Source organism: Shimia ponticola (assembly GCF_007995215.1).
GTDB classification, from domain to species: domain Bacteria; phylum Pseudomonadota; class Alphaproteobacteria; order Rhodobacterales; family Rhodobacteraceae; genus Shimia_B; species Shimia_B ponticola.
On sequence record NZ_VCDK01000005.1, the window covers coordinates 47,663 to 69,567 of the forward strand.

Below are 21,905 nucleotides of genomic sequence, written 5' to 3' on the forward strand. Positions count from 1 at the left end.
CCGCGCCTGAAGTCTGCGGTGAGATCGCACTGGCCTAATTCGGCCCCTGTACCCTCAAGATCAACCTCAAGGCGTTCATTACGGATCAATACCTTCACGGCACCATATGCATCAAAAAAAGGGCTAAATCGTCTGGTTGCGGGCCTATTGGCATGGGCACCCTACACTGTCAATCAGCATCCAAACGCGGTTCTTCTGCGGTTGCCTATGCCTCCAACTGTGGCGTGTCGTTGGACTCGCGGTCACAGGATACCCACCACGCGGCCGCGCGCCGTCTCTGCCTCCCCGCATCGGCACACCACATTTCTTCCTCATTCTATTTTTGAACCGGTCTCAGCGCGCCGGCGACCTCCTCGTGATGTTTGCAGCACCAATGATGCGATGAGGACCCGACGATGTTTGAAAAGACGCCATTTGAGACCCCGTATTCACAGTCCGGCCTGACCGAAGAGGCCCCCAGAATTGGGCCGGTGCGGCTTGCCACGCCTGGCGTCGTCGACGGAACGGACCTTGCTGACACGATTGGCCCCGGCACAATTGATGCTGACGGAGATGAGATCGACGGCGCGGATGGGCTGGGTGACGTGATTGATGCCGGTTTGGGCGATGACACCATAGACGCAGGTGAAGGCGACGACAGGATCATCGGCCGTGCAGGAGCGGATGACATCAACGGAGGCGCAGGTACCGACTTTCTGGATTTTTCGGCATCGACCGAAAGCGTGAACGTCTCGCTCAGAAACCGACAAGGATTGCGGGGCGATGCCGCAGGCGACACCTACACAAGCATTGAAGGTGTCATTGGCACAGCCTTCGACGATGACTTCGACGGCATCTCGAAACGCGCTTCGGTTATCTTTGCAGGCGATGGCAAAGACGACCTCAGGGCGCGGGGTGGCTCGGTTGAGTTCTACGGCGAAGCCGGAGATGACAGGTTCTTTCTTGATGAAGGACGCACCCATACCAACGCTGTCTTTGACGGCGGCGAAGGCTTTGATCGATTGGAATTCTTTGGCACGCAGCTTGGCCAGAACTTTCGTGACGACGTTTTCACCGGGATTGAACGATTCGACATGAAGAGCGGAACATATGAGTTCTACGCCGACCAGATTGTCGACTTTCAGCAGGTGCGCGGATCAGGGACGCTCGACATTGATCTGAACGGCGCAAACAAGGTTGATCTCTCTGCCATTGATTTTCGAAGCGACACGGCCAGCACTATTTTGCGCGGCTCGGATGCGAACGAGGAATTCATCGGGTCTGAGGTTGCGGACACGATCCAGGCCGGTGCCGGCAGGGATATCCTGCAAGGCGGTCGGGGGGCGGATGTTCTGACTGGCGGCGCTGGTGCGGATCGGTTCGTATTCGGCCCTGCGACAGAGGGGGCGCGCATCACTGATTTTGATGCGGCCACTGGCGACCGGATCGATCTGTCGGACTTTGTGCGTTCGTTTGATTTCGTGACGCTTGTGCTTGGCGGTGCGGGCAAAGGCGGCGGCGATGAAATCGTCGACCATAATGCCGTGCGTGGACATGGCGGCAGCAGCCACTTCTTTATCACGGTCACTCAAGTCGGGGATGACACAGAGCTGACCATCACTCAACGTGCGCCGGTGGCTGGGTCGGCCCCGGTCGAACTGGATTTCACACTGACGCTGACGGGGGTCACAGCTGCGGAGCTGACACTGGACGACTTCGTTCTGTCGAACGAGCTCGTGGAACCAGTGCCCAATGCCCAGCGGGGTGTTGCCGTCGTCCGTCCCGAAACCGATGACACACCGGGCATTGTTGAGGGAAGTGAACTGGCAGACATCATCGACGCTGGTTTTGTCGACGCAGATGGCGACGAAATTGATGGCGCAGATGGGCTGGATGACGTGATCGAGGCCGGCGACGGCGACGACATCATCAACGCAGGCGATGGCAACGACACGATCGACGGCGGCGCAGGCGCAGATACCATCAACGGCGGTGACGGTGTTGATACCATCACCTATGCCAATTCAGACGCCGGGATCAGACTGTCTCTCGGCGCGGGAGGCCTGGAGGGTTTCGGAGGGGATGCCGCAGGAGATCAACTGAATGACGTTGAAATTATCATTGGCTCAGATTTCGACGACAACATCACCTCGTTCGGACAGGAAATCCATGGCGGGGCTGGCAGTGACGTGATCCGTCTGGAAGCCGCCGTTGATGTATTTGGTGGCATTGGCAGTGACATCATTCAGGTCATCAACGACGCCGGCTTTGACGGCAGTATCTTTGACGGTGGCGCGGATGGCGATCGGTTCCGGATTTCGCGTTCAGGGGAAACCGATCTGCGGGGCGCGACCTTTGTCGATATCGAGCAATTGGATATTCGCCCGTCACTCTTTCTTGCGGAAGTGACCATCAACGCCGACCAGATGACCTTTGACTCTGTCCGGGTGTCCTTCAAAGGCTCGGGAGAACTGACCATCCATATGGAAGATCTCACGGAATTTGACCTGTCGGGATACACGATCTTTGTGGATCGCGCGAACCAAGGCGTCACCTATGAAACCATCTTCGAAGGGGATGACGACGGCGAGACGATCACGGGGGCAACCGGTTTTGAGAACACGATCTTTGGGCGCGGCGGCGCCGACACATTGACCGGCGGCACCAAGGCGGACTTGATTGATGGCGGTGCCGACAATGACATTCTCTCTGGGGGCGCGGGTGCAGACATCCTCACGGGTGGTGCGGGCGCGGATACGTTTGTGTTCACTGCAGCCACCGATGCCGACACCATCACCGACTTCATCCAAGGTGAGGACCTGATCGACCTGTCGCCATTGGTACGGGATTTCGATGCCTTCATCCTCATCGCGCCCAGCACGGAAAAGGCCGGTTTTGCTCTGCTCGACAGCAGCCAAACCCGCAAGAAGGGCGACAGCACGGATGTAACGATCTCGGTGAGTCAGGATGGCGATGACGCAATTTTGTCGATCACATCGGATGAACCGGCGGCTGGTGCAGCTTTGGCGGATTTGGACCTTTCGATCACCCTTGAAGGTGTCGATGCCTTGGGGCTGACGCTGGATGACTTCTTGTTCTAATCCGCGACCGGTTCGACAAGAGCTTCCAACTGATCGCGCGCTTCGCTGAGCGGACCATAGCAGGCCTCAAGCCCGGCCATATCAAGCCGCTGGATCGGCGCATGGATCGAGAGCGTCGTCACGAGACGGCGCTCATTATCGCGCACGGCGACGGCAATAGCCCCCATACCTTCCATGAATTCCTCATCGTCCAGCGAATAGCCACGTGCGCGGACCTCTTCGAGGTCAGCCATCAGGCTTTCGGCGGTGGCGCGCGTGTTGGGCGTCTGCTGTTCGAGGTCCATCGCCCCGATGAACCGCTGCAGCTTGTCCTTGCGGAGCGAGGACAAGTACATCTTGCCGCTGGCCGTGCAGTAGAATGGCACCTGCATCCCGACCTTCATTTCGATGCGCAAGGGCCAGTGGGTTTCCACCCGTTCGAGATAGACCATTCCGTAACGGCCGGGCGCGGCGAGGTTGCAGGTTTCGCCCACCTTCTCGGCCAAAGCCTTCATGATCATCAGGCGTTCGGTGCGGACGCGCTGCGATGATAGCGTATTCGCAGCAAGCCTGCGCAGGCGGTGGCCGGGTCCATAGGACCGGCCATCGACATCACGTTGCAGGAACCCCTCGGCCTCAGCAGTCGTCAGCAAGCGATGAACCGTGGGTTTCGGCAGGCCCAGCGCCGCAGAGAGGGCGCTGGGGGCAACCGGGACACCCTCTTTCGCGACCTGCTCGAGCAGTAGCAGGAGGCGAAGATTCGTGGGGATTTGCCCCTGGGTGTCGTCGGTGTGTCCGTCTGGCATTTTAGCCTCTTAAGGTCTTTCTCCTATTTGTCAGCCAGCAAGTTCGACAAGGAACAGAGCCAACGGCGGTGTTAGAGCCACGAGGAACCAAACGCTCAGCAACGCAAACAGGTATGGCACCGTGTAGCGCAACAGCCGGAAGTACGGAACGCCAGTCACGCCGGATGCGACGTAAAGGTTCAAGCCATAAGGTGGCGTGATGAACCCGATAGACGCCCCGACGAGGAAGATCACCGAGAAGTGGATCGGATCGACACCGACCGAGGCCGCGATGGGCGCAAGGATCGGAGCGAGAATGATCGTCACTGGCAGCGATTCAAGGATCATGCCTGAGAAGAACACGATGGCCATCGCCGTGAACAGGACAGCGTAGTAGCCGCCCATTGATGTCACGAAGTCACCGATGACCTGCTGCGCGCCCAACAAGGACAGGATCTGCTGCATCACAACGGAAATGGCGATCAGCGGTGCAAGGATGCCGGTGATCTGCGCCGAACGCATGGTGATGCCGGGAATTTCGCGCAGGGTGAACCCTTCGACCACCATCATCGCAGGTACGGATTTCTCGGACCAGTCTTTGGTCTGATCCATCTTGAACATGCGGCTCACGACCCAACTGGCCAGACCGACGATCACGCCGAAACCGACAGTCACACCGGCTGCTTCGGTGGGTGAGAATTTACCGGTGTAGATGCCCCAGAGCACGAGACCGATGGCAAAGAACCCGAGCCAAGCCCCGAGCGACGTCTTGAACACGCGCAGCGGGTTCAACGCGATCAGGTAGCCCCAGCCGTTGCGCCAGCAGATGATGAAACAGGCCAGCATCATGCCGAGCACCATCAACGCACCCGGCACGATCCCTGCCACGAACAGATCCGAGATCGGCAGGTTCATCAAGAAGCCGTAGACGATGAAGATAATCGACGGCGGAATGATGATACCGACCGTACCGCCCGCTGCCGCTGTGGCCGCAGAGAAACGCTCGTCATAGCCGCCTTTGACCATTTCGGGATGCAGCATCGAGCCGATGGTCGCCGTCGTGGCCGAGTTTGATCCGGAGATCGCAGCGAAAAGACCACAAGCCCCAAGCGACGCCATGGCAAGACCGCCCCTGATCCAGCCGAGACAGGCATAGGCAAAGTCAGACAGCCGTCGCGCGATGCCAGAACGGTTGATGAGGTCCCCGGTCAGGATAAAGAGCGGCATGGCGAGAAGCGCAAAACCGTCGGTGAACACATCCTGAAGGGCCGCGCCCATATTAAGAAGTTGGAGGTCCAGCACCCAGGACATGCCGATCACCCAATAGGCGATGACAAGGAACACGGGTACGCCGAACATAAAGAGGACTGTGACCCCGACCGAGATCAGCGTGATGATGGTTGGATCGCTCATGCGTCACCTCCGATCACGGCGGCTTCGATCATATCGTCACCGTTGCGGAATTTAGCGAGGTCCTTGGGGAGGTTGTCGATCACCCGCGCGGCCAAAAGGATAAAGGCCAGCGGAACAGAAATCAGGAACCACCACTGCATCACATTGTCAGTGCCAAGCATGATGGCAAAGTTGGCCGCAGCGCGGACGGTTTCCTGCGTGCAGGTCACGACGACGATCCATGCAAACCCAAGCCAGAGCGCGGCATCCACGATCAGGCAAACCAACTGACCAAAACGCGGCAGCGCTTTGCGGAATTCGGCAAAGGCCAGGTGCGTGCGAAGCTTGACGTTATAGCTGCAGCCCACCCACGTCATGACGAGGAAAAGGAATGGCGGCAGCGTGGTCGACCATGGCGGTTGGCCGGACAGGTAGAATCGTTGGATCACGCCCGCAAAGATGATCCCGCCAATCGCAAGATAGCTGATCACCATGACGGCGGGTTCGAGGTTGCGTTCTATGAAGGGCACTTTGCGATAGACCAGCATGACGGCTGTTCCACCAAGCAGTGTCACGATCAGTCCCAGCGGCCAAAGGCCGGGGTTCCCGCGCATCGCGCTTTGCAACATGAACGAGTCACCTGCGAAAAGGGCCGAGATCAGCTCGCCCATTCCTGTGATCGCCTCCATACGGACGTCCTCCCTGTCCTGATATGACCTGCGCCCTGCCCGGTTTTCCGTGGCGGTTATCTTTATAGGCGCGGGATATGGCTATGTTCGGCGGCTACAGCGCGGACCAGCACACCGCCTGTGTGTAGTGAGGGCCGAATGCGGCCCCCACCAGATTTGGTCTTAGGCTTTCCACCAGCGACGTGGTTCGACGTTTTCTGCCAACGTGTGCGGGTTGTTGCGCACTTCGTTGTAGATGTCCTGGTAGGTGTCGATGCCACCGGCCCAGCCGTTGATCCGCTCGCGCCACTGCTCCCACAGTTGCGGCTGGAATTCTGGCGAACACATCTCTTCGGCCTTGCGGATTTCTTCGTCCGACAGGTTCGCGATGCGCACGTCGTTCTCGGCAAAGATGGTGCCTGGAAGCTGTGGCGTCGAAAAACCAACAGTGTTGACCAGTGCCGCTTCGTTCGCCGCCTGCACGTGAACCTGTGACAGGTACGACGATTCCATGACCGCGTCCTGCAGTTCGCCACCGAGGCTGTCGAAGGTCGATGCGTTCATTGCGGTGTGCTCTGTACCGCAGAAGAAGCGCAGGTCGACGGACTGCGAAACGACTGGCGACATGTTGGCGTAGGCCACGGCCGATGCCCATGTTTCGGCACCGTCGATCAGGCCCTGCTTCAGACCGTCGAGGGTCTCTTCCCAGGCCACAGGCACCGGGTTCAGGTTCAGAGCGTTCATCGCGATCCGGCCCAGCTGAGTGCCGGTCACGCGGTTCTTCGTGCCCATGATGTCTTCCAGACGTGTGACGGTCGGCTTGTCCGCAAAGGACTGACCCATCTGGATGCCGCGCAGTTCTGCGTGGGTGAACAGGAACTTCAGACCGTGACGCGCCTCAAATGGGTCGCGCAGGATGCGCTGCGATTCTGGCGAGTACATGAAGTAGTACTGGTCCGCACGCGAACGGAACATGTAGGCATAGTCCAGCACGTTCAGATATGGCGCACCGCCGGCCGAGTTCTGAGTCGACGCTGCATAGATGTCGATGATGCCCTGCTGAGCCTTCTCAACGCAGGACAGCTGACCGCAGATCTGGTTGTTGCCGATGAATTCGATGCGGATTTCACCGTCTGTGCGGCTTTCCAAATCGCGCGCGAACTCAAGACAGCCAGCGCGTTCGATCAAAAGGTTCTGCTGGTTAAAGCCAGCCGCGCCGAACTTCAGCGTGTATTTCGGCTCTTTGGCGAAGCGTTTGTTGTAAGTTGATTCCGCTGCCGCCGCGAGGTTCGCAGCCGTCATTGCGCCGCCGAAAGTCCCAGCAGCAAGAAGCGTGGAGCTGAGACCGTAAGTCCCTGCAATTCTAAAGAAATCTCGACGCGAGACCCCCTTAATCCGGTCAAAAATAGCCATAAATTCCTCCCATTTTGGCATTTATTGAGATGTATTGTTTCAAAAAAGACTAGATCAGGTGCGCTGATCTGCATAGGATTTTTTTCCAAGCGGAGGAAAAACTGTGCAGCGAGCTGATTATGTGATCGTAGGTGCCGGGTCGGCGGGTTGCGTGATTGCCAACCGCCTGAGCGCAGATTCCAAGACGCGCGTTGTGCTGCTTGAGGCTGGTCCTCCGGACCGCAATCCGTGGATTCACATCCCGGTCGGGTACTTTCGCACGATCCACAATCCGAGTGTGGACTGGTGCTATAAAACCGAACCTGATCCGGGACTGAATGGCCGGTCTATCGAATGGCCGCGCGGCAAAGTCTTGGGCGGATCGTCGTCACTGAACGGTCTGCTCTACGTGCGGGGGCAACCGCAGGATTATGACCGCTGGCGGCAAATGGGGAATACCGGCTGGGGGTGGGACGACGTTCTGCCGCTGTTCAAACGGGCCGAGAACAATGAACGCGGCGCGGATGAATTTCACGGCGATCAAGGGCCTTTGGCGGTCTCGGATATGCGCATTCAGCGCCCGATCACCGATGCTTGGGTCGCAGCGGCGCAAGCAGCGGGTTACCCATTCAACCCCGACTACAATGGCTCAGACCAAGAGGGCGTCGGGTTCTTTCAACTCACGGCGCGCAACGGACGACGCTGTAGCGCCGCAGTGGCGTATCTGAACCCGGTCAAACATCGCCCGAACCTCCAAATCATCACGCATGCTCTGGTCAGCGGCGTGACATTTGACGGCAACCGGGCAACCGGCGTGACCTATACCGACGCGTCCGGCACCCAGCGGTCGATCACGGCCACGAAGGAAGTCGTGCTTTCCGGTGGTGCGATTAACTCGCCCCAGTTGCTGATGTTGTCCGGCATCGGCGACGCGGCCCATTTGCAAGACAACGGTATCTCTGTCCTTCGTGACACACCCGGCGTCGGGCGCAATATGCAGGACCATCTTCAGGCGCGGCTTGTCTACAAATGCAACGAGCCGACCCTGAACGACGAGGTCACAAGCCTAACGGGCAAGATGCGCATCGGATTGAAATACATCCTGTCTCGATCAGGGCCAATGACAATGGCCGCAAGCCTTGCCACGGGCTTTCTCAAGACGCACGACGATGTCGAAACACCTGATATCCAATTTCACGTTCAGCCGCTGTCTGCCGAAAACCCTGGCAAAGGGGCTGACAGGTTTTCCGCCTTTACGATGTCGGTCTGCCAACTGCGACCCGAGAGCAAAGGCGAGATCCGGCTCAACGGACCTGACCACAGAACCTATCCGCGCATCATCCCGAATTACTTGTCGACGAAAACAGACTGCGACACGGTCGTCGCGGGCGTGAATATCGCGCGGCGCATCGCCAGACATGCGCCTCTGACGTCAAAGATATCAGAAGAGTATCGCCCCAACCCGTCGCTCGACATGGACGATTACGACGCCACGCTGGACTGGGCGCGCAACAACACCGCGTCGATTTATCATCCGACCGGCACCTGCAAAATGGGAAGCGATCCATCATCTGTTGTCGATGCCCGCCTGCGTGTCCACGGGATCGGCGGGTTGCGCGTGGCGGACTGCTCGATCATGCCTGAAATCGTCTCTGGCAACACCAATGCCCCCGCCATCATGATTGGCGAAAAGGCATCTGATCTGATCCTCGAAGACGCCTGAGCCGCCCGCCCCAGAGGCCGTAAATTCTTAACCTCCCGGGAACACTTGGCTTTTGGGAGAAGTTAACGGTTCGTGATAGGGTTAACGAATCCGGTAGTCGGATTGGGGGTGGAAATATGAAAACTTTGATCAGCGCGGCTTTGGCCGCCGTATTAGTGTGTGGGTCTGTATCGGCGCCAACGCAAGCCAAGGCAGATGCCGTGACGGCGGGTGTCGTGGCCAAACTGTTGTTCTTTGGCGCAGTGACATCCAAGCGGAACAGCACGCCAAAAACATCGGCCAACACACATTATGCGCTGACGGGCCAGGGAACACCCGTGCGCAGCCTACGTCAGCCACCGATTCCAAACGTCGTAATCCGCAAACAGGCCCCGGCCTGCCACGGTCACCACGGCTGCAACACCTATAAAAAGTGGTAAGGTGAATAGGGCGCGATGCGGTCGCGCCCTAAACCATTTCGATCACATCTTTTTCGATGGCGAGCATATAGCCTTTGCGGGCGATGCTTTTGACAAGCAATTCGCTCACCATTTGATTGCCCAGCGAATCACGCAAACGCTTGATGCGGGTGGCGCCTGCGGCCTCTTCGCATTCAGAGGCGCTGCGACCTGAAATGACACCTTCGAGTTCCGCACCGCTCAGGACGTCGCCGTCCATGCGGGCTTCTGCCAGAACAGACAGCGTTTCTATGGCCGCCGGGGTCAGCTTGAATTCCATGTTGTTCAGGTAAACGACGTTTTCATCGCGACTGATCAGCAGGGAATTGACCTGAATACCTGTGCGTTCGATCTCGCCCATACGGCGGTTCAGGGCAATGAGCGCGACCAGAAAGACAAGCGTTGCCACAAGCAAGGCCGTCGCAAACACCAAAAGCACAAATATCACGATGCGATAGCTCGCCAGAGTGTCCGAGAAAGCGGTCCCCGACTGCGCGAGGATCTCCAAGAGCTTGATCTCGGCATTTGATGTCAGGTCATCGTTTTCGACAAACAACCGCGTCACCTGCGCGTTAAACGCGTTGGCGTCAGGTAGAGTGGCAAAGAGCACAACTGCCGTCACCAAAAGGATCGCGACAATGGCCACGATCCCGATCAATACAATACGCGAGCCCTGCTGGCGGGCTTCAGTAGCGGAGGAAGTAGGCGCCTGCACTGTCGCTCCTTTCGTCCAGCTCAGATTCGTCGAACACAGAGACGATGTTCAAAAGCTCCCAGCCATCGACGGCGATGCGTGGTTCGACCTGAACCTTGGCGTTGGCCTTGGTGCAGGCCCCCGACACTTGGGCGACGCCGTAGTGTAGATTCAGCGGATTGTCGCGTTTGGCCTTGTAGTCAGCATAGCACTCCGCTTGTGCGGTGGTCGCTGACATCAGGATCGCGATCAGAAATGGTGTGATCTGTTTCATGGCTCAAACCCTGCTCCCAAGCTGACGGTTATGCAATAACTCCGTGCTGGGACGGCGTTTCCTGCGGCTGTTATGAGCTAACAAAGGGGCGATATTGCCTGTCGTTCAAGGCCCCGCCCAACCTGACCTCATCACCCAACGGGCGTCTGATGCCGCCCCCGAACAGATGAGGTTCACATGTTCAAGAAGCTTGCCGCATTCGCCCTGTCCGGCGTGATCGCTGTCACAAGCCTGACCCCAACCATGGCCGAGGCCAACAACTACGGTCGCAACAACAATGTCTCGCAAGACGAATTAATCGGTGGCCTGATCTTTGGCGCCATCGCTCTTTATGCGCTGAGCGAGGCATCCAAGAACAACAAGAAGTCGTCCCAGAAATCCTCCAAGAAACGAGAGCCTGTCCGTCTGCCAAAACCAAACCCACCACGTTGGGACGAGCGCGGCCACGGAAACGGACATCACGCTGGTCGTGGCCACCGCAAGGCACTGCCTACCGCCTGCATACGCCGCACATCCGGCGGACAGGGGCCTGCGTATTTCTTTGGCCGCAAATGCATGCGCGAGAACTTCCGTGGCTACAACAACTTGCCACGCCGCTGCTTCCGCGAGTTCCGCACACCGCGCGGCTACCGCGTCGGCTTTGGTCCCAGCTGCCTGCGCCGCAACGGGTACACTTGGTGATCCGACGCTTCATTAATCAATCGAGCAGAATTTGATCAGCCGGGAGCAGTATTGGCTGATCAGACCGGGGGATGGCAGAGCATGGGCTGCCGTCCCCCAATTCTTTATATCAGCTGCCTCCGAACAAGGGCGCGCTGGCAGGATCTGCCAAACCGACAAATTGCCAGGCAGCATTGGGCTCTCTGAAGACGCCCACGCAGATCTTCGACGAAGCTGACGAAATCCGCTGAAATTGGCTGCCGCGCGCAAATGTAATGTCAGTGGGCGCGTAGATGGCTGTCATCCGCGTGGCCTCGAACTGATCTACTGGCATGACAAAGGCCTTGAACAGGCTCAACAGCCCCCGAAATGTGATCGGAAAATCCGTGACCCGCGACATGTCAATGAAGACGTTCTGATCAAAGCGCATGTCTGGGTCGGCAAAGTAGGCAAGGTTATCGACGACGATCTCGTTCAATGTCAGCCGACCGGAGCATGTCACAATGACAAGCTTCTGATCCGGATATATTCGGTGCTCCGTCGGCATCACTCTGGCCTACCTGTTTCAACGTACAAAGGGCTAATTCACGGGTGTGGCGCAGACAAGCTCGAGGCGCGCGCCGAGATACTCGCGACGGCGCGTCAAAGCTGCGCACGTCAAGACTTTGCTCAAAAATTAAGCTTAATCCGCGACCGAAACGCGCGCGGCCGGATCATGAATATTCAGAAACGACCACGCCGCCGAGCGGTCTCGGAAGACACCAACGCAGTTGGCCGATGAGCCCGACGTCAGTCGCTGAAACTGTGTGGCTTTCCCGAACATCAAATCAGAGGGCGCATAGATTGCGGTCATCACCGTCGTGTCGCAGCTATCTATTGGTGTGACGAAAGCCTTGAACAGTGCAAGGATGCTGGCGAAGTTGATCTTGAACTCGGTGACTTTTGACGTGTCGATAAAGACGCTTTGGCCGACGCGCATGTCGGGATTTGCGTCATAAGCCAGATTGTCGAGCACAATTTCCGAGAGCGTGAGCCGCCCCGAAAACGTGACCATGACAAGCTGTTGGTCGAGATGTATTTCGTGTTTTGCTGGCATCGCTATTGAATCGCGCTTAGCGATGACGCCCCTAACGATCAAGTCACAATTGGACCTGTGGTCGGATGCTGAGATCAAAGAGGTGATGAATTGCCCCGCCCCACGACCGTTCCAGACCTGTCCTTTGAAAGCGCTGCTGCGGGTGGGCGTGTGGCCGGTGTGGACGAGGCTGGGCGCGGCCCCTTGGCCGGGCCTGTGACTGCGGCTGCCGTCATTCTTGATCCCGCCAACCTTCCAGAAGGGCTGAACGACAGCAAGAAGCTGTCAGCCAAACGACGCGAGGCGGCATATGAACAGATAATGGAAATGGCCGAAGTGGGTTTCGGCATCGCGACCGTCGCCGAAATCGACGAGATCAACATCCTGCGGGCCTCGCATCTGGCGATGTGCCGCGCGATTGCTGACCTGCCGAAGCCGCCCGATCATGTGTTGATCGACGGAAACGTCGTTCCCCGCGGCCTGCAGCTTTCGGCAGAGCCCATCGTCAAGGGTGACGCGCGCAGTTTGTCCATCGCGGCGGCTTCGATTGTGGCCAAAATCCGGCGAGATCGTGTCATGTGGGATTTGGCGCAACAGCACCCCGGCTACGGCTGGGAAACCAATCAAGGTTATCCATCAAAAAGCCACATTTCCGCTCTACGAAATCTTGGTGTGACCCCACATCATAGGAGATCGTTCAAGCCAGTCCACGATATGTTGTGGCAAGAGAAAATCATAACCCCTTGATTCAATAAAGCTTTTGACAGCGAATCGTGTCTGACTCAGATTGGGCACAACAGACGTGCCCACCAAATGAGGCACGGGGGACAGAGGCAGATGATGGCAACAACCAAAGGCGCACAGGCGCTTCCTTTGGACGGGATCCTTGCGGGCGATTGCATCGAGATGATGCGCAAATTGCCCGATGCGTCGATCGACATGATCTTCGCGGACCCTCCTTACAACTTGCAGCTCAAGGGCGACCTGCACCGGCCGGATAACAGCCGTGTGGATGCGGTGGATGATCACTGGGATCAGTTCTCCAGCTTTGCCGCCTATGACAAATTCACCCGTGCGTGGCTGAAAGAAGCCAAGCGTATCCTCAAGCCTGACGGCGCGCTGTGGGTGATCGGGTCATATCACAACATTTTCCGCGTTGGCGCGGCACTGCAGGACGCCGGGTTCTGGATCCTGAACGATGTTGTCTGGCGCAAGTCGAACCCAATGCCGAACTTCCGTGGCAAACGGTTTACCAACGCGCATGAAACGATGATCTGGGCCTCGCGCAGCGAAGGTGCAAAATACACTTTCAATTACGAGGCTCTCAAAAGCCTGAACGAAGGTGTCCAGATGCGGTCTGACTGGGTCATGCCGATCTGCACGGGCCATGAACGTCTGAAAGACGCCAAAGGCGACAAAGCGCACCCGACGCAGAAGCCAGAAGGTTTGCTGCACCGCGTTATCGTCGGCACGACCAACGAGGGCGACGTGATCCTCGATCCATTCTTTGGCACAGGCACCACAGGTGCCGTGGCCAAGATGCTGGGTCGTCATTTCATCGGGATCGAGCGCGAAGAGGAATATCGCGAGATCGCAATGCGCCGTCTAGGCAACATCCGCGCCTATGACAAATCCGCGCTAAAAACAGCGAAAAGCAAACGCGCCGAGCCGCGTGTGCCATTCGGCCAGTTGATCGAACGTGGCATGCTGCGCCCCGGTGAGGTGCTGACAGGTCCGCGCGGCAAGACCGCCAAGGTCCGCGCCGACGGCACACTGGTCGCTGGCGACACGTCGGGGTCGATCCATCAGGTCGGCGCAGCTCTTGAAGGTGCGCCATCCTGCAACGGTTGGGCCTATTGGAACTTCAAACGCGACGGCAAAGAGGTCTCGATCGACCTTCTGCGTCAACAAATTCGATCAGAGATGCGGGGTCGCCCCAACTAACTCCGCCTGATCCAACAGAACAACAGAGCTACCGCCGGTGCCTGTGGCCGATGCCATGGCACTCAACTTAGGGCCCCGCCTTCCCAAGAAGCGGGGCCCATTTTTCTGTGTGAAAGGCGAATGGGTACTTAGAGCTTTTGCTTGAGCGCCGACACAAACGGCGTGTCTGTGAAGAGGCTGGCGTATATGAACCCGGCGTGACGGTTGCTGCCATCCACATCGACCGAAGCCCAACCGGTCAGATAACGACGTCGGGGACGATCCACCGACAGTGCCGAGCTTGCTTTGTATGTGTACGAGAATGCGCGAATATGCACCGTGTCGCCATTGTGAAGCTGGCCTTTGGATGAATGGCGCGAAGACGGTCCGCGGCGCAGTTCCGCAACACCATCGGGCGACTGAATTGTGGTGCGGAACCCCAAACCACCATTCAAGTCGAACTCGTCCCTGAAGTCCTGCATTGGAAACAGCGGGCCGGTGTCGGATTTACCGGAAATCGATATGTCGTCATGTCCGTAAATGTCCTGAATAGACGGAAATTCCTGAACAAGAGACCCCACCAGGCGATGTGCGGCGTCCAGCTGCTCTTGCGTGTATTTGTGCCATATCGGGCGCCAACCCGGATCATAGGTCGAAGGTGCGCGCTGCGCCTCGCTCGCCGGATATTGTTCGCCTTGGATATTTCCGTGAGCATCCGTGTCATAGGCAAAGCCATTGTCCAGTTCGCGGAAGAATCCGCGCGACACGAAAGAAATCGCCACTGAGTGACGATTCAGGCTGCTGGTATTGGTTAAACCGCCGCTTGGCTTCCAGTGACTGCGCCCCGCATGCGCCGCGTGACGATCTGGATCACGCGTCTGGATGACGCTTCCATCCCTGTCTATAAGAAACGTATAGCTCAGGTCGCGAGCGTTCAGAGCATTGATGGCACCCTGCAAGGTGTCGGTAACGGTGTAATGCATCGCGATCCCGGTCGGGGTGAATGAGCTCCCCGAATGATCGAGAGTGACCGATGAAGCATTGTCATATTTTCCGTTATTAAATGGCATATACCCTCCAATGTATTGAGAATCGATTTGAATAAATTCGTTCATTAATAAACGCGGCGAGCATAACAGAAATCGATCCGAATCTGAAAAACAAAAAACCGAGCCAATAAAGGTAATAAAACCATGCACCTAAACTCTGACTTCACCCAGCGCGTGGTCATTCGTCCGGACGATTACGAATGGCGCGACAGTCCGGCCAGTGGCGTCAAACGCATGATGCTGGACCGGATCGGTGACGAGGTTGCGCGCGCGACCACCATTGTCGAATTCGCGCCGGGGTCTTACTTCGATGCGCATACCCACGACGGGGGCGAAGAGTACTTGGTGCTGGAGGGCGTCTTTTCCGATGAAAGCGGCGACTACCCGGCTGGTCATTACGTGCGCAATCCAATCGGCACCTCGCACAAACCACACACCAAGGACGGGGCGCGCATTCTCGTCAAACTGCATCAGTTCGACGCCACAGATACCGAGCAGAAATCCGTGGATACGACGGTCGCATCATTCGCGCCCGGCCCGGTTCAGGGGATGAGCATCCTGTCCCTGCATGACCACATATCCGAGACGGTCAGGCTTGTGCGTCTTGCTGCGGGAACGCATGCACCGAAGACCTGCCATCACGGTGGAGCGGAAATCTATGTGCTCGAAGGCATGTTACAGGACGAAGCCGGCTTCTATCCGGCGGGCACCTGGCTTCGTGTCCCACATCTGAGCGAACACAGCCTGTTCAGTGATGAGGACTGCTTATTCTACATCAAGACCGGGCATCTGCGCGCTGATTGATTTTGCCAATGGGTGTCAAAGCAGACCTGGTTTGTTTCGCCCCCCTACCGCTATCCACTTGGCTTGATCACCCCAAAACGCGGCAGATACGACGGAACTTTTTCGTGGTCCGTATCATTTCTGACGGACAAGAAATCTTGGGGGACACAGACAATGAAGCCACTCATCTTGGGCACATCAATCATTGCCGGATATGCACTACAGGCGCTGAGCCTCTGTGGGCTGTGCTGAGCGGCGGTCTTTGTGATGTGTCCGGGGGTACCACTCACTTACCCCCGGACGAGGCGTTGGTTTAGCTGATCGTATAATCGAAGCTTTGGCCTGCGCCTCTGTCGCGGGTAACGGTTGCGGTGCTGCCATCAACGGCAAAGGTCTGGCAGTCCGGATCGAGTTGACGGGTTCCGATGCGCGCCTCGCGGCACATCGCGCCGTTGTCCCAATTCCACGTGCCGGTAATACCCGATCCGTCCCATGGGCCGGACAGCGTGCCGTCGGCATTCACGGAAAAGCTGTTGCCATTAAACGTCAGTGTCCGGCCGACAATGGCGGTGCGGAACTCGGCTTCGGTTTGGATCATGTTGGCGGTCGGAGCGGATGCATCCGGTGCCATGGAGCTTGTCTCCATGCACCCGGCCAGCGTGACGGAAGCTACGGCTGCAGTTGCGAGAGCAATGATCTTGTTCATATTGGGTCCTTTCTTTTTTTGACCGCCTGCCGCGTCCGACCCGCCAAGGACGGGGACGGCGGAAGGGCGGGCTACGCCGTGAATGAGTGGGGCGCAGGTCCAAACATGGTCCGCCTCTGCGGGCAGCTAAAAGTGAGAAGGGAGCGGCGGTACCCTAGTTGGGGTATGTCTTGGCGACTTCTCGCAACATCCGATGCAGTGGTTCGCCTTGCGCGTGATGGCCGACGCCTGAAAACACGCGCGGTGGTTCCGGTGTAACCGTTAAAGACAGGGCCTTAAGGTCTGCCAGATTATGGACGCCGTCATCTGACCCGTGCCAAAACTGAAGCGGCATCGAGAGCGCCGCCGCGCGTCGCCACGAAAAATGGATTTGCGACATGTAATCCATGCGCATGGTGTCGACCGAATGCTGAACCGCATACCGAAAGCGATCCGCGCGCTCGGACGTTCCAAAATCCTGATCCAGCACAGCAAGGTCCATCGCGCAATCACCAAAGATCCGGCGGGCCGATGCTTCAAACTGATCTCGTTTGGACAGGCTTGACGCCAGATGCTGGATCGCGGCCACTGCAAGGGGGCCGTTTTGCCGCAAGAGCCGCAAAACGCCATCTAGCGGATAGAGGTTCGACAGCCGGTGACGACCTGCTGAAAAGCAGGTGGCGAGAAAGTCGAGCCGCGTGACACGGTCAGGCTCCGCTTCGGCATAGGCCACGGCGTAGGCCGCAGACGACACCAAAGCGATGACCGGCGCTGCGGTGCCTCCTGCCAGATCATGCACCGCGCGGATGCCGTCCACAGCCTGTTTGCAATGCGCGTCCCAGCCTTGGGACGCATGACGCGTCGTGGTCAGACAGCCGGGCCTCACCGGCCACAATGTGCGCCAACCCAATTCATGGAACAGCGCGACGTCAGACGCATCCAGATGTGGAAAGAGCATGGAGTGCAGCATGATCACCGGTCGGCCGTCGACGGGGCCCAAATCCAGATACCGCACCGGGTTACCGCCTTGCAGGATCGTGCCAAACCGGGCGGCGGTGGGCAGAAATCGTGCGTAGGTCTCCCAGCCGCTGACGCCCGCTGACATCACGCCCTCTAGATCAGCCGCAAACCGGCTGAGGAGCCGCCCCATCAGGCTGATCGTTTCCGCCTGCCCCCCTGTTCCCAATTTGCGGAATACGGATTTGAGCTGTTTGCGCCGCGTCGCGACGGCGACACCGGACCCCGACGCGCTTTCGTCCAGCGACAGTCCCGAGCAGAGATCGAGAAGCAAAGCGAACTCCGACGCCGACAAGGGTCTTTGGTCAGGCTCGGACGCAGAGTTGTCGCGCAAATAGTCTTCAATCGCCGTCACCGAAATGGCGAAGGCAGAGCCATCAGTGCACGGGATCGTCGCGCGGTGGCCCTGCAAGGCGATGATCGGCCAGTGCGATATGGCAGGATCAGCGACGATCGACACCGGATGTTCTCGCCACCAGAAATCCGCAAGCGGCGCATCTTGGCCCAACTTGGCGGACAGATCGGCCAGCCCGTCATGTGGTTCATCGCCGATGCTGGTGACAAACGACAGGGCCTGATGACGGTCGTGCTCATTCATAAGCCGACCCTGCCCTGCGCAAATGCCTGACGCAAGGTCAGCAGTTCATGACCTTGCCCTACCGCATGCGGCTTAGCGCGGCAGCGGGTTTGTCGCCTTGTTGTAGGGCGTCCAATCCTCGATCTCAGGGTAATATTTGGCGCGCCAAGCCCGCACATGCGGGTTCATCTTGCGCCGCCAAAGCGGTGGGATCATCGCCATCACTCCCATCAGCGGATAGCTGTGCGGCAGCTGCGGCGCCTCGTCATCCGAATAGGTCTGCAACAGGGGAAAGCGGCGGTCCGGTTTGTAGTGATGGTCCGAGTGCCGTTGAAGATTGATCAACAGCCAATTCGAAACCCGATGTGCCGCATTCCAGGAATGACGCGGCAGAACATGCTCGTATTTGCCCTCACCCAGATGTTTCCGGGTCAGGCCATAATGCTCGATGTAATTGACCAGTTCGAGGTGCCAGATCGCAATGCCGGCCTGCACCAGGAACAACAGGACACCCCAAGGTCCCGCCACGATCAAAGCCAGCAGCAGGAACCCGGCTTGCAGCGCCCAATAGCGGAAGAACGGGTTGGAGAGATCCGTCCAAGGCAAATTCTTGCGCGCCAGCATCGCTTTCTCAGCGTTAAACGCACTGTGCCAGCACTGGCGCAAGACGCGCGGATAGTAGCGATGAAAGCCCTCGTTGTAGCGGGCCGTGACCGGGTCACGCGGCGTGCCGATATAGCGGTGGTGCACCAGCAAATGCTCGCTGCGGAAATGCGAATAAAGCACCATCGCAAGCAACAGATCAGCCGACCAGCGCTCGATCTTGGGCTTTTGGTGCATCAATTCATGACTGTAGTTGATGCCGATCGTTCCGGTGATTACGCCGAGCCCCATGAAGAGAGCGATCTCTTCCCAGCCTGTCAGATGATCGGTCCGCGCAACGATGAAGAGCAGCGCAAAGATCGTCACGAACTGAACACCCGGCCAGATCAAGGTGATGGCCCGGTACCAGAACAACTGCGCATCATCGCTTCCGTTTGGGTCGGGATTGGCCTCGTTCAAGCCCACAAAACTGTCGATCAGGCCAAAAAGGTACCAGGTCGCCACCGGCACCAGCAAAAGCGACCAGCCCCCGTAGAACGCGGCCAAAAAGGCCATCGGAGGCAGCGACAACGACAACCAGAACGGCAGAGCGTTGGCAAAACTCAGTTGCGTGGGTGCGGGTGTGATATCGGTCATGGCGGCACTCTATACCCGTGTTACGGCCAAAGTGGGGCGTGTCCTTGCGTCAAATCGTAAACCTTTCGCATCAAGGTGGGCAATTCCGAGGGGCGAAAATCAGCATGCGGCATAAAGCTGCCACGCGTCGGCTGTGCCTCCATCGGGACCGTGGCCACCAGCACCGTCAGCCCAAGGTGAAAATGCGTAAAAGTATGCCGTGCCTCGGCGGGCAGTTGTGTCCAGTCTGCGGCAATGGGCGGGGCTTCCTGTGGGCGCTCAACACTCCATTCTGTGCTGGGCCATGCCAACATGCCGCCCAACAGCCCCTTGTCTGGCCGAACCTCAAGCAGCCACGCGCCATCGCTGCGACGCGCGACATAGGCAGTGCCCTGACGTGTTGGCTTGGGCTTCTTCGGTTCCTTCTTGGGCAGGTCTGGCGCAGTGCCTTGGGCGCGGGCGGCACACGGATCGCGCCACGGGCAGATCCCACAGGCCGGATTGCGCGGTGTGCAAATGGTCGCCCCCAAATCCATCACGGCCTGCGCATAATCACCCGGACGCTGCGCGGGCGTCAGTTCGGACGCGCGTTCCGTCAGGACTGCTTTGGATTTGGGCAACGGCTCATGGATGTCATGCAGACGCGCCATGACCCGCTCAACATTTCCATCGACGACGACGGCGGCCTCGTCATAGGCAATCGCAGCGATCGCCGAGGCCGTGTAAGGCCCAATGCCGGGAAGCGTCAGGAGCGCATCGCGCGTCGTCGGAAAAACCCCGCCATGATCGGCAACCACGGCGCGGGCGCATTTCAGCAGATTTCGCGCGCGGGCATAGTAGCCAAGCCCGGCCCAAGCCCCCATGACATCGGCATCTTCCGCCGCCGCGAGGTCCTGCACCGTGGGCCATATGCTGGTGAATTTGTGGAAATAGTCCCGCACGGCAGCCACGGTGGTTTGCTGCAACATCACCTCCGACAGCCAGACTCGGTAAGGGTCTGGCCGCACGCCCGCCAGCTTTTGATCCGGCGGCACACGCCACGGCATCACGCGGGCGTGTGCGTCATACCACGCCAAAAGGCTGTCACTCAGCGGTTCCGTGCCGACATCATCACGCAATCGTTTGCCTTTCTGCCCTGTGCCCACTGGCATTGCTCTGCCTCGTGCTTAGAATAGGGCCCAATCGCTGAGCGCAAGTCTGCAAGGGAATAGGATCACTGGCCAGCCCGTCGCCATATCGCCGGACGTCAAAAGGGTTTCGCAAAACCGCGAGCCTGCTTGAGACCCGCATCCGCAAGGCGGGCGAAAGCCGCGGCTTTGCGGTGGCGCGCCTCTTGACCCATTGGACCGAAATTGTCGGCGCAGACATTGCCGCCAATGCCCGTCCTGTAAACATCAGCTATTCCAAAGGCGGCTTTGGCGCGACGCTGGTTCTGCTGACCACATCGGCCCGCGCGCCGATGCTGCAAATGCAGGTCGAAACGATCCGCGAAAAGGTAAACGCCTGCTACGGCTACAACGCCATCAGCCGGGTTCGCATCACTCAGACTGCGCCGACCGGCTTTGCCGAAGGACAAGTGGCCTTTGCCCCTGCTCCCAAGCCCGAGGTCAAACCCGACCCGGTTGCGCAGGCCAAAGCCGCAGACCTTGCAGCCGGAACGAAAAACGACGAATTGCGGGCAGCACTGTCCGCATTGGGCGAAAACATCCTGAAGTCATCCAAAGGGAACTGACCTGACATGAACCGCTTTCTTCCACTGATCTTGGCTGCTGTCGTGCTGGTAGGCGGCGCAGCTTATGTGTTGATGCCCCGTGGCGGCGGTGAACCGCTGTTGCCCGGTGCAGCCAACGCGCAGACAACCGGCGAACTTGTTGAAATTCAGGACATGACGCTGGGCTTAGCCGACGCGCCTGTGACGATCATCGAATACGCTAGCTACACCTGCCCGCATTGCCGCACATTCCACCAAGGCCCGTTCAAGGACATTCAGGCCGAATATGTGGACACCGGCAAGGTGCAGTTCATCTATCGCGAAGTGTATTTTGACCGCCCCGGCCTTTGGGCGTCTCTCGTTGCGCGTTGCGGCGGCCAAGAGCGGTTCTTTGGCATCAGCGACCTGATCTATCAGGGTCAAAGCGACTGGGCGCGCCGTGAAGGTGGACCGGAAATCGCAGGCGCTCTGCGCCAGATCGGCAAAGTCGCCGGCCTGACGGACGAAGACCTCGATGCCTGCTTCAGCGACGCCACCAAAGCCGCCTCGCTCTATGAATGGTATCAGGCCAATGCCGAAGCCGACGACATCACATCGACCCCGAGCTTCATCATCAATGGCGAGAAATACTCGAACATGTCGATTGACGAATTCCGCTCTGTCATCGACGGCAAGTTGAATTAAGCAACGGCTTCGAGCCTAGGTTTCTGCGCGGTTCCGGACCTTCCGGGGCCGCGTTTTTTTGTTTGGTGGGGAAGACGCGTATGCCTCTCAACGTCGCCG

General features: G+C 58.4%; 22 protein-coding genes. 9 read left to right on the forward strand and 13 right to left on the reverse strand.

What is annotated here, in order from left to right; all coding sequences use genetic code 11:
* Window positions 1-395: 395 nt before the first annotated feature.
* Window positions 396-3,080, forward strand: coding sequence for a calcium-binding protein (locus FE702_RS10390; RefSeq protein ID WP_147126235.1), 2,685 nt, complete (start codon window positions 396-398; stop codon window positions 3,078-3,080).
* On the opposite strand, the gene FE702_RS10395 is transcribed toward FE702_RS10390, so the two are convergent.
* From FE702_RS10395 to FE702_RS10410, 4 genes are all read right to left on the reverse strand, one after another.
* Complete coding sequence (locus tag FE702_RS10395) at window positions 3,077-3,865, reverse strand: IclR family transcriptional regulator (RefSeq protein ID WP_147126236.1); 789 nt, start codon at window positions 3,863-3,865, stop codon at window positions 3,077-3,079. The genes FE702_RS10390 and FE702_RS10395 overlap by 4 nt on opposite strands.
* Window positions 3,866-3,895: 30 nt before the next feature.
* Complete coding sequence (locus FE702_RS10400) at window positions 3,896-5,257, reverse strand: TRAP transporter large permease (protein WP_147126237.1); 1,362 nt, start codon at window positions 5,255-5,257, stop codon at window positions 3,896-3,898.
* Window positions 5,254-5,925: a TRAP transporter small permease gene (locus FE702_RS10405; protein WP_147126238.1), complete on the reverse strand. Its 672-nt coding sequence runs from the start codon at window positions 5,923-5,925 to the stop codon at window positions 5,254-5,256. Before FE702_RS10405 ends, FE702_RS10400 begins: the two co-directional genes overlap by 4 nt.
* 162 nt (window positions 5,926-6,087) lie before the next feature.
* Window positions 6,088-7,317, reverse strand: coding sequence for a TRAP transporter substrate-binding protein (locus FE702_RS10410; protein ID WP_147126239.1), 1,230 nt, complete (start codon window positions 7,315-7,317; stop codon window positions 6,088-6,090).
* Between the two features lie 103 nt (window positions 7,318-7,420).
* On the opposite strand from FE702_RS10410, the gene FE702_RS10415 reads away from it, so the two are divergent.
* A complete protein-coding gene (locus FE702_RS10415) occupies window positions 7,421-9,019 on the forward strand; it encodes a GMC family oxidoreductase (RefSeq protein ID WP_147126240.1) in 1,599 nt (532 codons plus the stop codon).
* Window positions 9,020-9,135: 116 nt separating this feature from the next.
* A complete protein-coding gene (locus FE702_RS10420) occupies window positions 9,136-9,438 on the forward strand; it encodes a hypothetical protein (protein ID WP_147126241.1) in 303 nt (100 codons plus the stop codon).
* A gap of 28 nt (window positions 9,439-9,466) precedes the next feature.
* On the opposite strand, the gene FE702_RS10425 is transcribed toward FE702_RS10420, so the two are convergent.
* Window positions 9,467-10,171, reverse strand: coding sequence for a winged helix-turn-helix domain-containing protein (locus tag FE702_RS10425; RefSeq protein WP_147126242.1), 705 nt, complete (start codon window positions 10,169-10,171; stop codon window positions 9,467-9,469).
* Window positions 10,143-10,424 carry a hypothetical protein gene (locus FE702_RS10430; protein ID WP_147126243.1) on the reverse strand — a complete coding sequence of 94 codons (282 nt, stop codon included), beginning with the start codon at window positions 10,422-10,424 and terminating at the stop codon, window positions 10,143-10,145. Before FE702_RS10430 ends, FE702_RS10425 begins: the two co-directional genes overlap by 29 nt.
* Before the next feature lie 177 nt (window positions 10,425-10,601).
* Between FE702_RS10430 and FE702_RS10435 the strand changes: the two genes are divergently transcribed.
* On the forward strand, window positions 10,602-11,105 hold the full coding sequence (locus FE702_RS10435) for a hypothetical protein (protein WP_147126244.1): 504 nt from the start codon (window positions 10,602-10,604) through the stop codon (window positions 11,103-11,105).
* A 109-nt stretch (window positions 11,106-11,214) separates the two neighbouring features.
* Here FE702_RS10435 and FE702_RS10440 read toward each other — a convergent pair whose 3' ends face one another.
* Window positions 11,215-11,631, reverse strand: coding sequence for a hypothetical protein (locus FE702_RS10440; protein ID WP_147126245.1), 417 nt, complete (start codon window positions 11,629-11,631; stop codon window positions 11,215-11,217).
* 135 nt (window positions 11,632-11,766) lie between these two features.
* The gene (locus FE702_RS10445) at window positions 11,767-12,180 is read right to left on the reverse strand and encodes a hypothetical protein (RefSeq protein WP_147126246.1); all 414 of its coding nucleotides are present in this window, start codon (window positions 12,178-12,180) and stop codon (window positions 11,767-11,769) included.
* 90 nt (window positions 12,181-12,270) lie between these two features.
* Here FE702_RS10445 and rnhB point away from each other — a divergent pair, with 90 nt between their 5' ends.
* Both rnhB and FE702_RS10455 read left to right on the forward strand, forming a co-directional pair.
* Window positions 12,271-12,906 carry a ribonuclease HII gene (gene rnhB, locus FE702_RS10450; protein WP_147126247.1) on the forward strand — a complete coding sequence of 212 codons (636 nt, stop codon included), beginning with the start codon at window positions 12,271-12,273 and terminating at the stop codon, window positions 12,904-12,906.
* Between the two features lie 93 nt (window positions 12,907-12,999).
* Window positions 13,000-14,103, forward strand: a complete 1,104-nt coding sequence (locus FE702_RS10455) for a site-specific DNA-methyltransferase (RefSeq protein ID WP_147126816.1) — start codon at window positions 13,000-13,002, stop codon at window positions 14,101-14,103.
* A gap of 128 nt (window positions 14,104-14,231) precedes the next feature.
* On the opposite strand, the gene FE702_RS10460 is transcribed toward FE702_RS10455, so the two are convergent.
* A complete protein-coding gene (locus tag FE702_RS10460; protein WP_147126248.1) occupies window positions 14,232-15,197 on the reverse strand; it encodes an N-acetylmuramoyl-L-alanine amidase in 966 nt (321 codons plus the stop codon).
* A gap of 78 nt (window positions 15,198-15,275) precedes the next feature.
* Here FE702_RS10460 and FE702_RS10465 point away from each other — a divergent pair, with 78 nt between their 5' ends.
* Window positions 15,276-15,935, forward strand: a complete 660-nt coding sequence (locus tag FE702_RS10465) for a cupin domain-containing protein (RefSeq protein WP_147126249.1) — start codon at window positions 15,276-15,278, stop codon at window positions 15,933-15,935.
* Between the two features lie 292 nt (window positions 15,936-16,227).
* Here FE702_RS10465 and FE702_RS10470 read toward each other — a convergent pair whose 3' ends face one another.
* From FE702_RS10470 to mutY, 4 genes are all read right to left on the reverse strand, one after another.
* Entirely contained in the window at window positions 16,228-16,620 is a 393-nt protein-coding gene (locus FE702_RS10470) for a hypothetical protein (protein ID WP_147126250.1), read from the reverse strand.
* 154 nt (window positions 16,621-16,774) lie between these two features.
* Entirely contained in the window at window positions 16,775-18,214 is a 1,440-nt protein-coding gene (locus tag FE702_RS10475; RefSeq protein WP_147126251.1) for a helix-turn-helix transcriptional regulator, read from the reverse strand.
* Between the two features lie 72 nt (window positions 18,215-18,286).
* Entirely contained in the window at window positions 18,287-19,432 is a 1,146-nt protein-coding gene (locus FE702_RS10480; protein WP_147126252.1) for an alkane 1-monooxygenase, read from the reverse strand.
* A gap of 20 nt (window positions 19,433-19,452) precedes the next feature.
* Window positions 19,453-20,562 (reverse strand): A/G-specific adenine glycosylase, encoded by a 1,110-nt coding sequence (gene mutY / locus FE702_RS10485; RefSeq protein WP_147126253.1) that lies wholly within the window; start codon window positions 20,560-20,562, stop codon window positions 19,453-19,455.
* 65 nt (window positions 20,563-20,627) lie between these two features.
* On the opposite strand from mutY, the gene FE702_RS10490 reads away from it, so the two are divergent.
* Together FE702_RS10490 and FE702_RS10495 are read left to right on the forward strand one after the other, a co-directional pair.
* Window positions 20,628-21,143: a DUF721 domain-containing protein gene (locus FE702_RS10490; RefSeq protein WP_147126254.1), complete on the forward strand. Its 516-nt coding sequence runs from the start codon at window positions 20,628-20,630 to the stop codon at window positions 21,141-21,143.
* Window positions 21,144-21,149: 6 nt separating this feature from the next.
* Entirely contained in the window at window positions 21,150-21,806 is a 657-nt protein-coding gene (locus FE702_RS10495) for a DsbA family protein (RefSeq protein ID WP_147126255.1), read from the forward strand.
* The last annotated feature ends 99 nt before the right edge of the window (window positions 21,807-21,905 follow it).

Bases quoted from the DNA above. Each gene is read 5' to 3' on its own strand.
- FE702_RS10455 (WP_147126816.1), top strand. From the start codon at position 13,000: ATGGCAACAACCAAAGGCGCACAGGCGCTTCCTTTGGACGGGATCCTT.
- mutY (WP_147126253.1), bottom strand. From the start codon at position 20,562: ATGCCAGTGGGCACAGGGCAGAAAGGCAAACGATTGCGTGATGATGTC.
- FE702_RS10420 (WP_147126241.1), top strand. From the start codon at position 9,136: ATGAAAACTTTGATCAGCGCGGCTTTGGCCGCCGTATTAGTGTGTGGG.
- FE702_RS10410 (WP_147126239.1), bottom strand. From the start codon at position 7,317: ATGGCTATTTTTGACCGGATTAAGGGGGTCTCGCGTCGAGATTTCTTT.
- FE702_RS10395 (WP_147126236.1), bottom strand. From the start codon at position 3,865: ATGCCAGACGGACACACCGACGACACCCAGGGGCAAATCCCCACGAAT.
- FE702_RS10465 (WP_147126249.1), top strand. From the start codon at position 15,276: ATGCACCTAAACTCTGACTTCACCCAGCGCGTGGTCATTCGTCCGGAC.
- FE702_RS10440 (WP_147126245.1), bottom strand. From the start codon at position 11,631: ATGCCGACGGAGCACCGAATATATCCGGATCAGAAGCTTGTCATTGTG.
- FE702_RS10390 (WP_147126235.1), top strand. From the start codon at position 396: ATGTTTGAAAAGACGCCATTTGAGACCCCGTATTCACAGTCCGGCCTG.
- FE702_RS10400 (WP_147126237.1), bottom strand. From the start codon at position 5,257: ATGAGCGATCCAACCATCATCACGCTGATCTCGGTCGGGGTCACAGTC.
- FE702_RS10475 (WP_147126251.1), bottom strand. From the start codon at position 18,214: ATGAATGAGCACGACCGTCATCAGGCCCTGTCGTTTGTCACCAGCATC.
- FE702_RS10460 (WP_147126248.1), bottom strand. From the start codon at position 15,197: ATGAACGAATTTATTCAAATCGATTCTCAATACATTGGAGGGTATATG.
- FE702_RS10430 (WP_147126243.1), bottom strand. From the start codon at position 10,424: ATGAAACAGATCACACCATTTCTGATCGCGATCCTGATGTCAGCGACC.
- FE702_RS10445 (WP_147126246.1), bottom strand. From the start codon at position 12,180: ATGCCAGCAAAACACGAAATACATCTCGACCAACAGCTTGTCATGGTC.
- FE702_RS10470 (WP_147126250.1), bottom strand. From the start codon at position 16,620: ATGAACAAGATCATTGCTCTCGCAACTGCAGCCGTAGCTTCCGTCACG.
- FE702_RS10480 (WP_147126252.1), bottom strand. From the start codon at position 19,432: ATGACCGATATCACACCCGCACCCACGCAACTGAGTTTTGCCAACGCT.
- FE702_RS10405 (WP_147126238.1), bottom strand. From the start codon at position 5,925: ATGGAGGCGATCACAGGAATGGGCGAGCTGATCTCGGCCCTTTTCGCA.
- FE702_RS10495 (WP_147126255.1), top strand. From the start codon at position 21,150: ATGAACCGCTTTCTTCCACTGATCTTGGCTGCTGTCGTGCTGGTAGGC.
- FE702_RS10435 (WP_147126244.1), top strand. From the start codon at position 10,602: ATGTTCAAGAAGCTTGCCGCATTCGCCCTGTCCGGCGTGATCGCTGTC.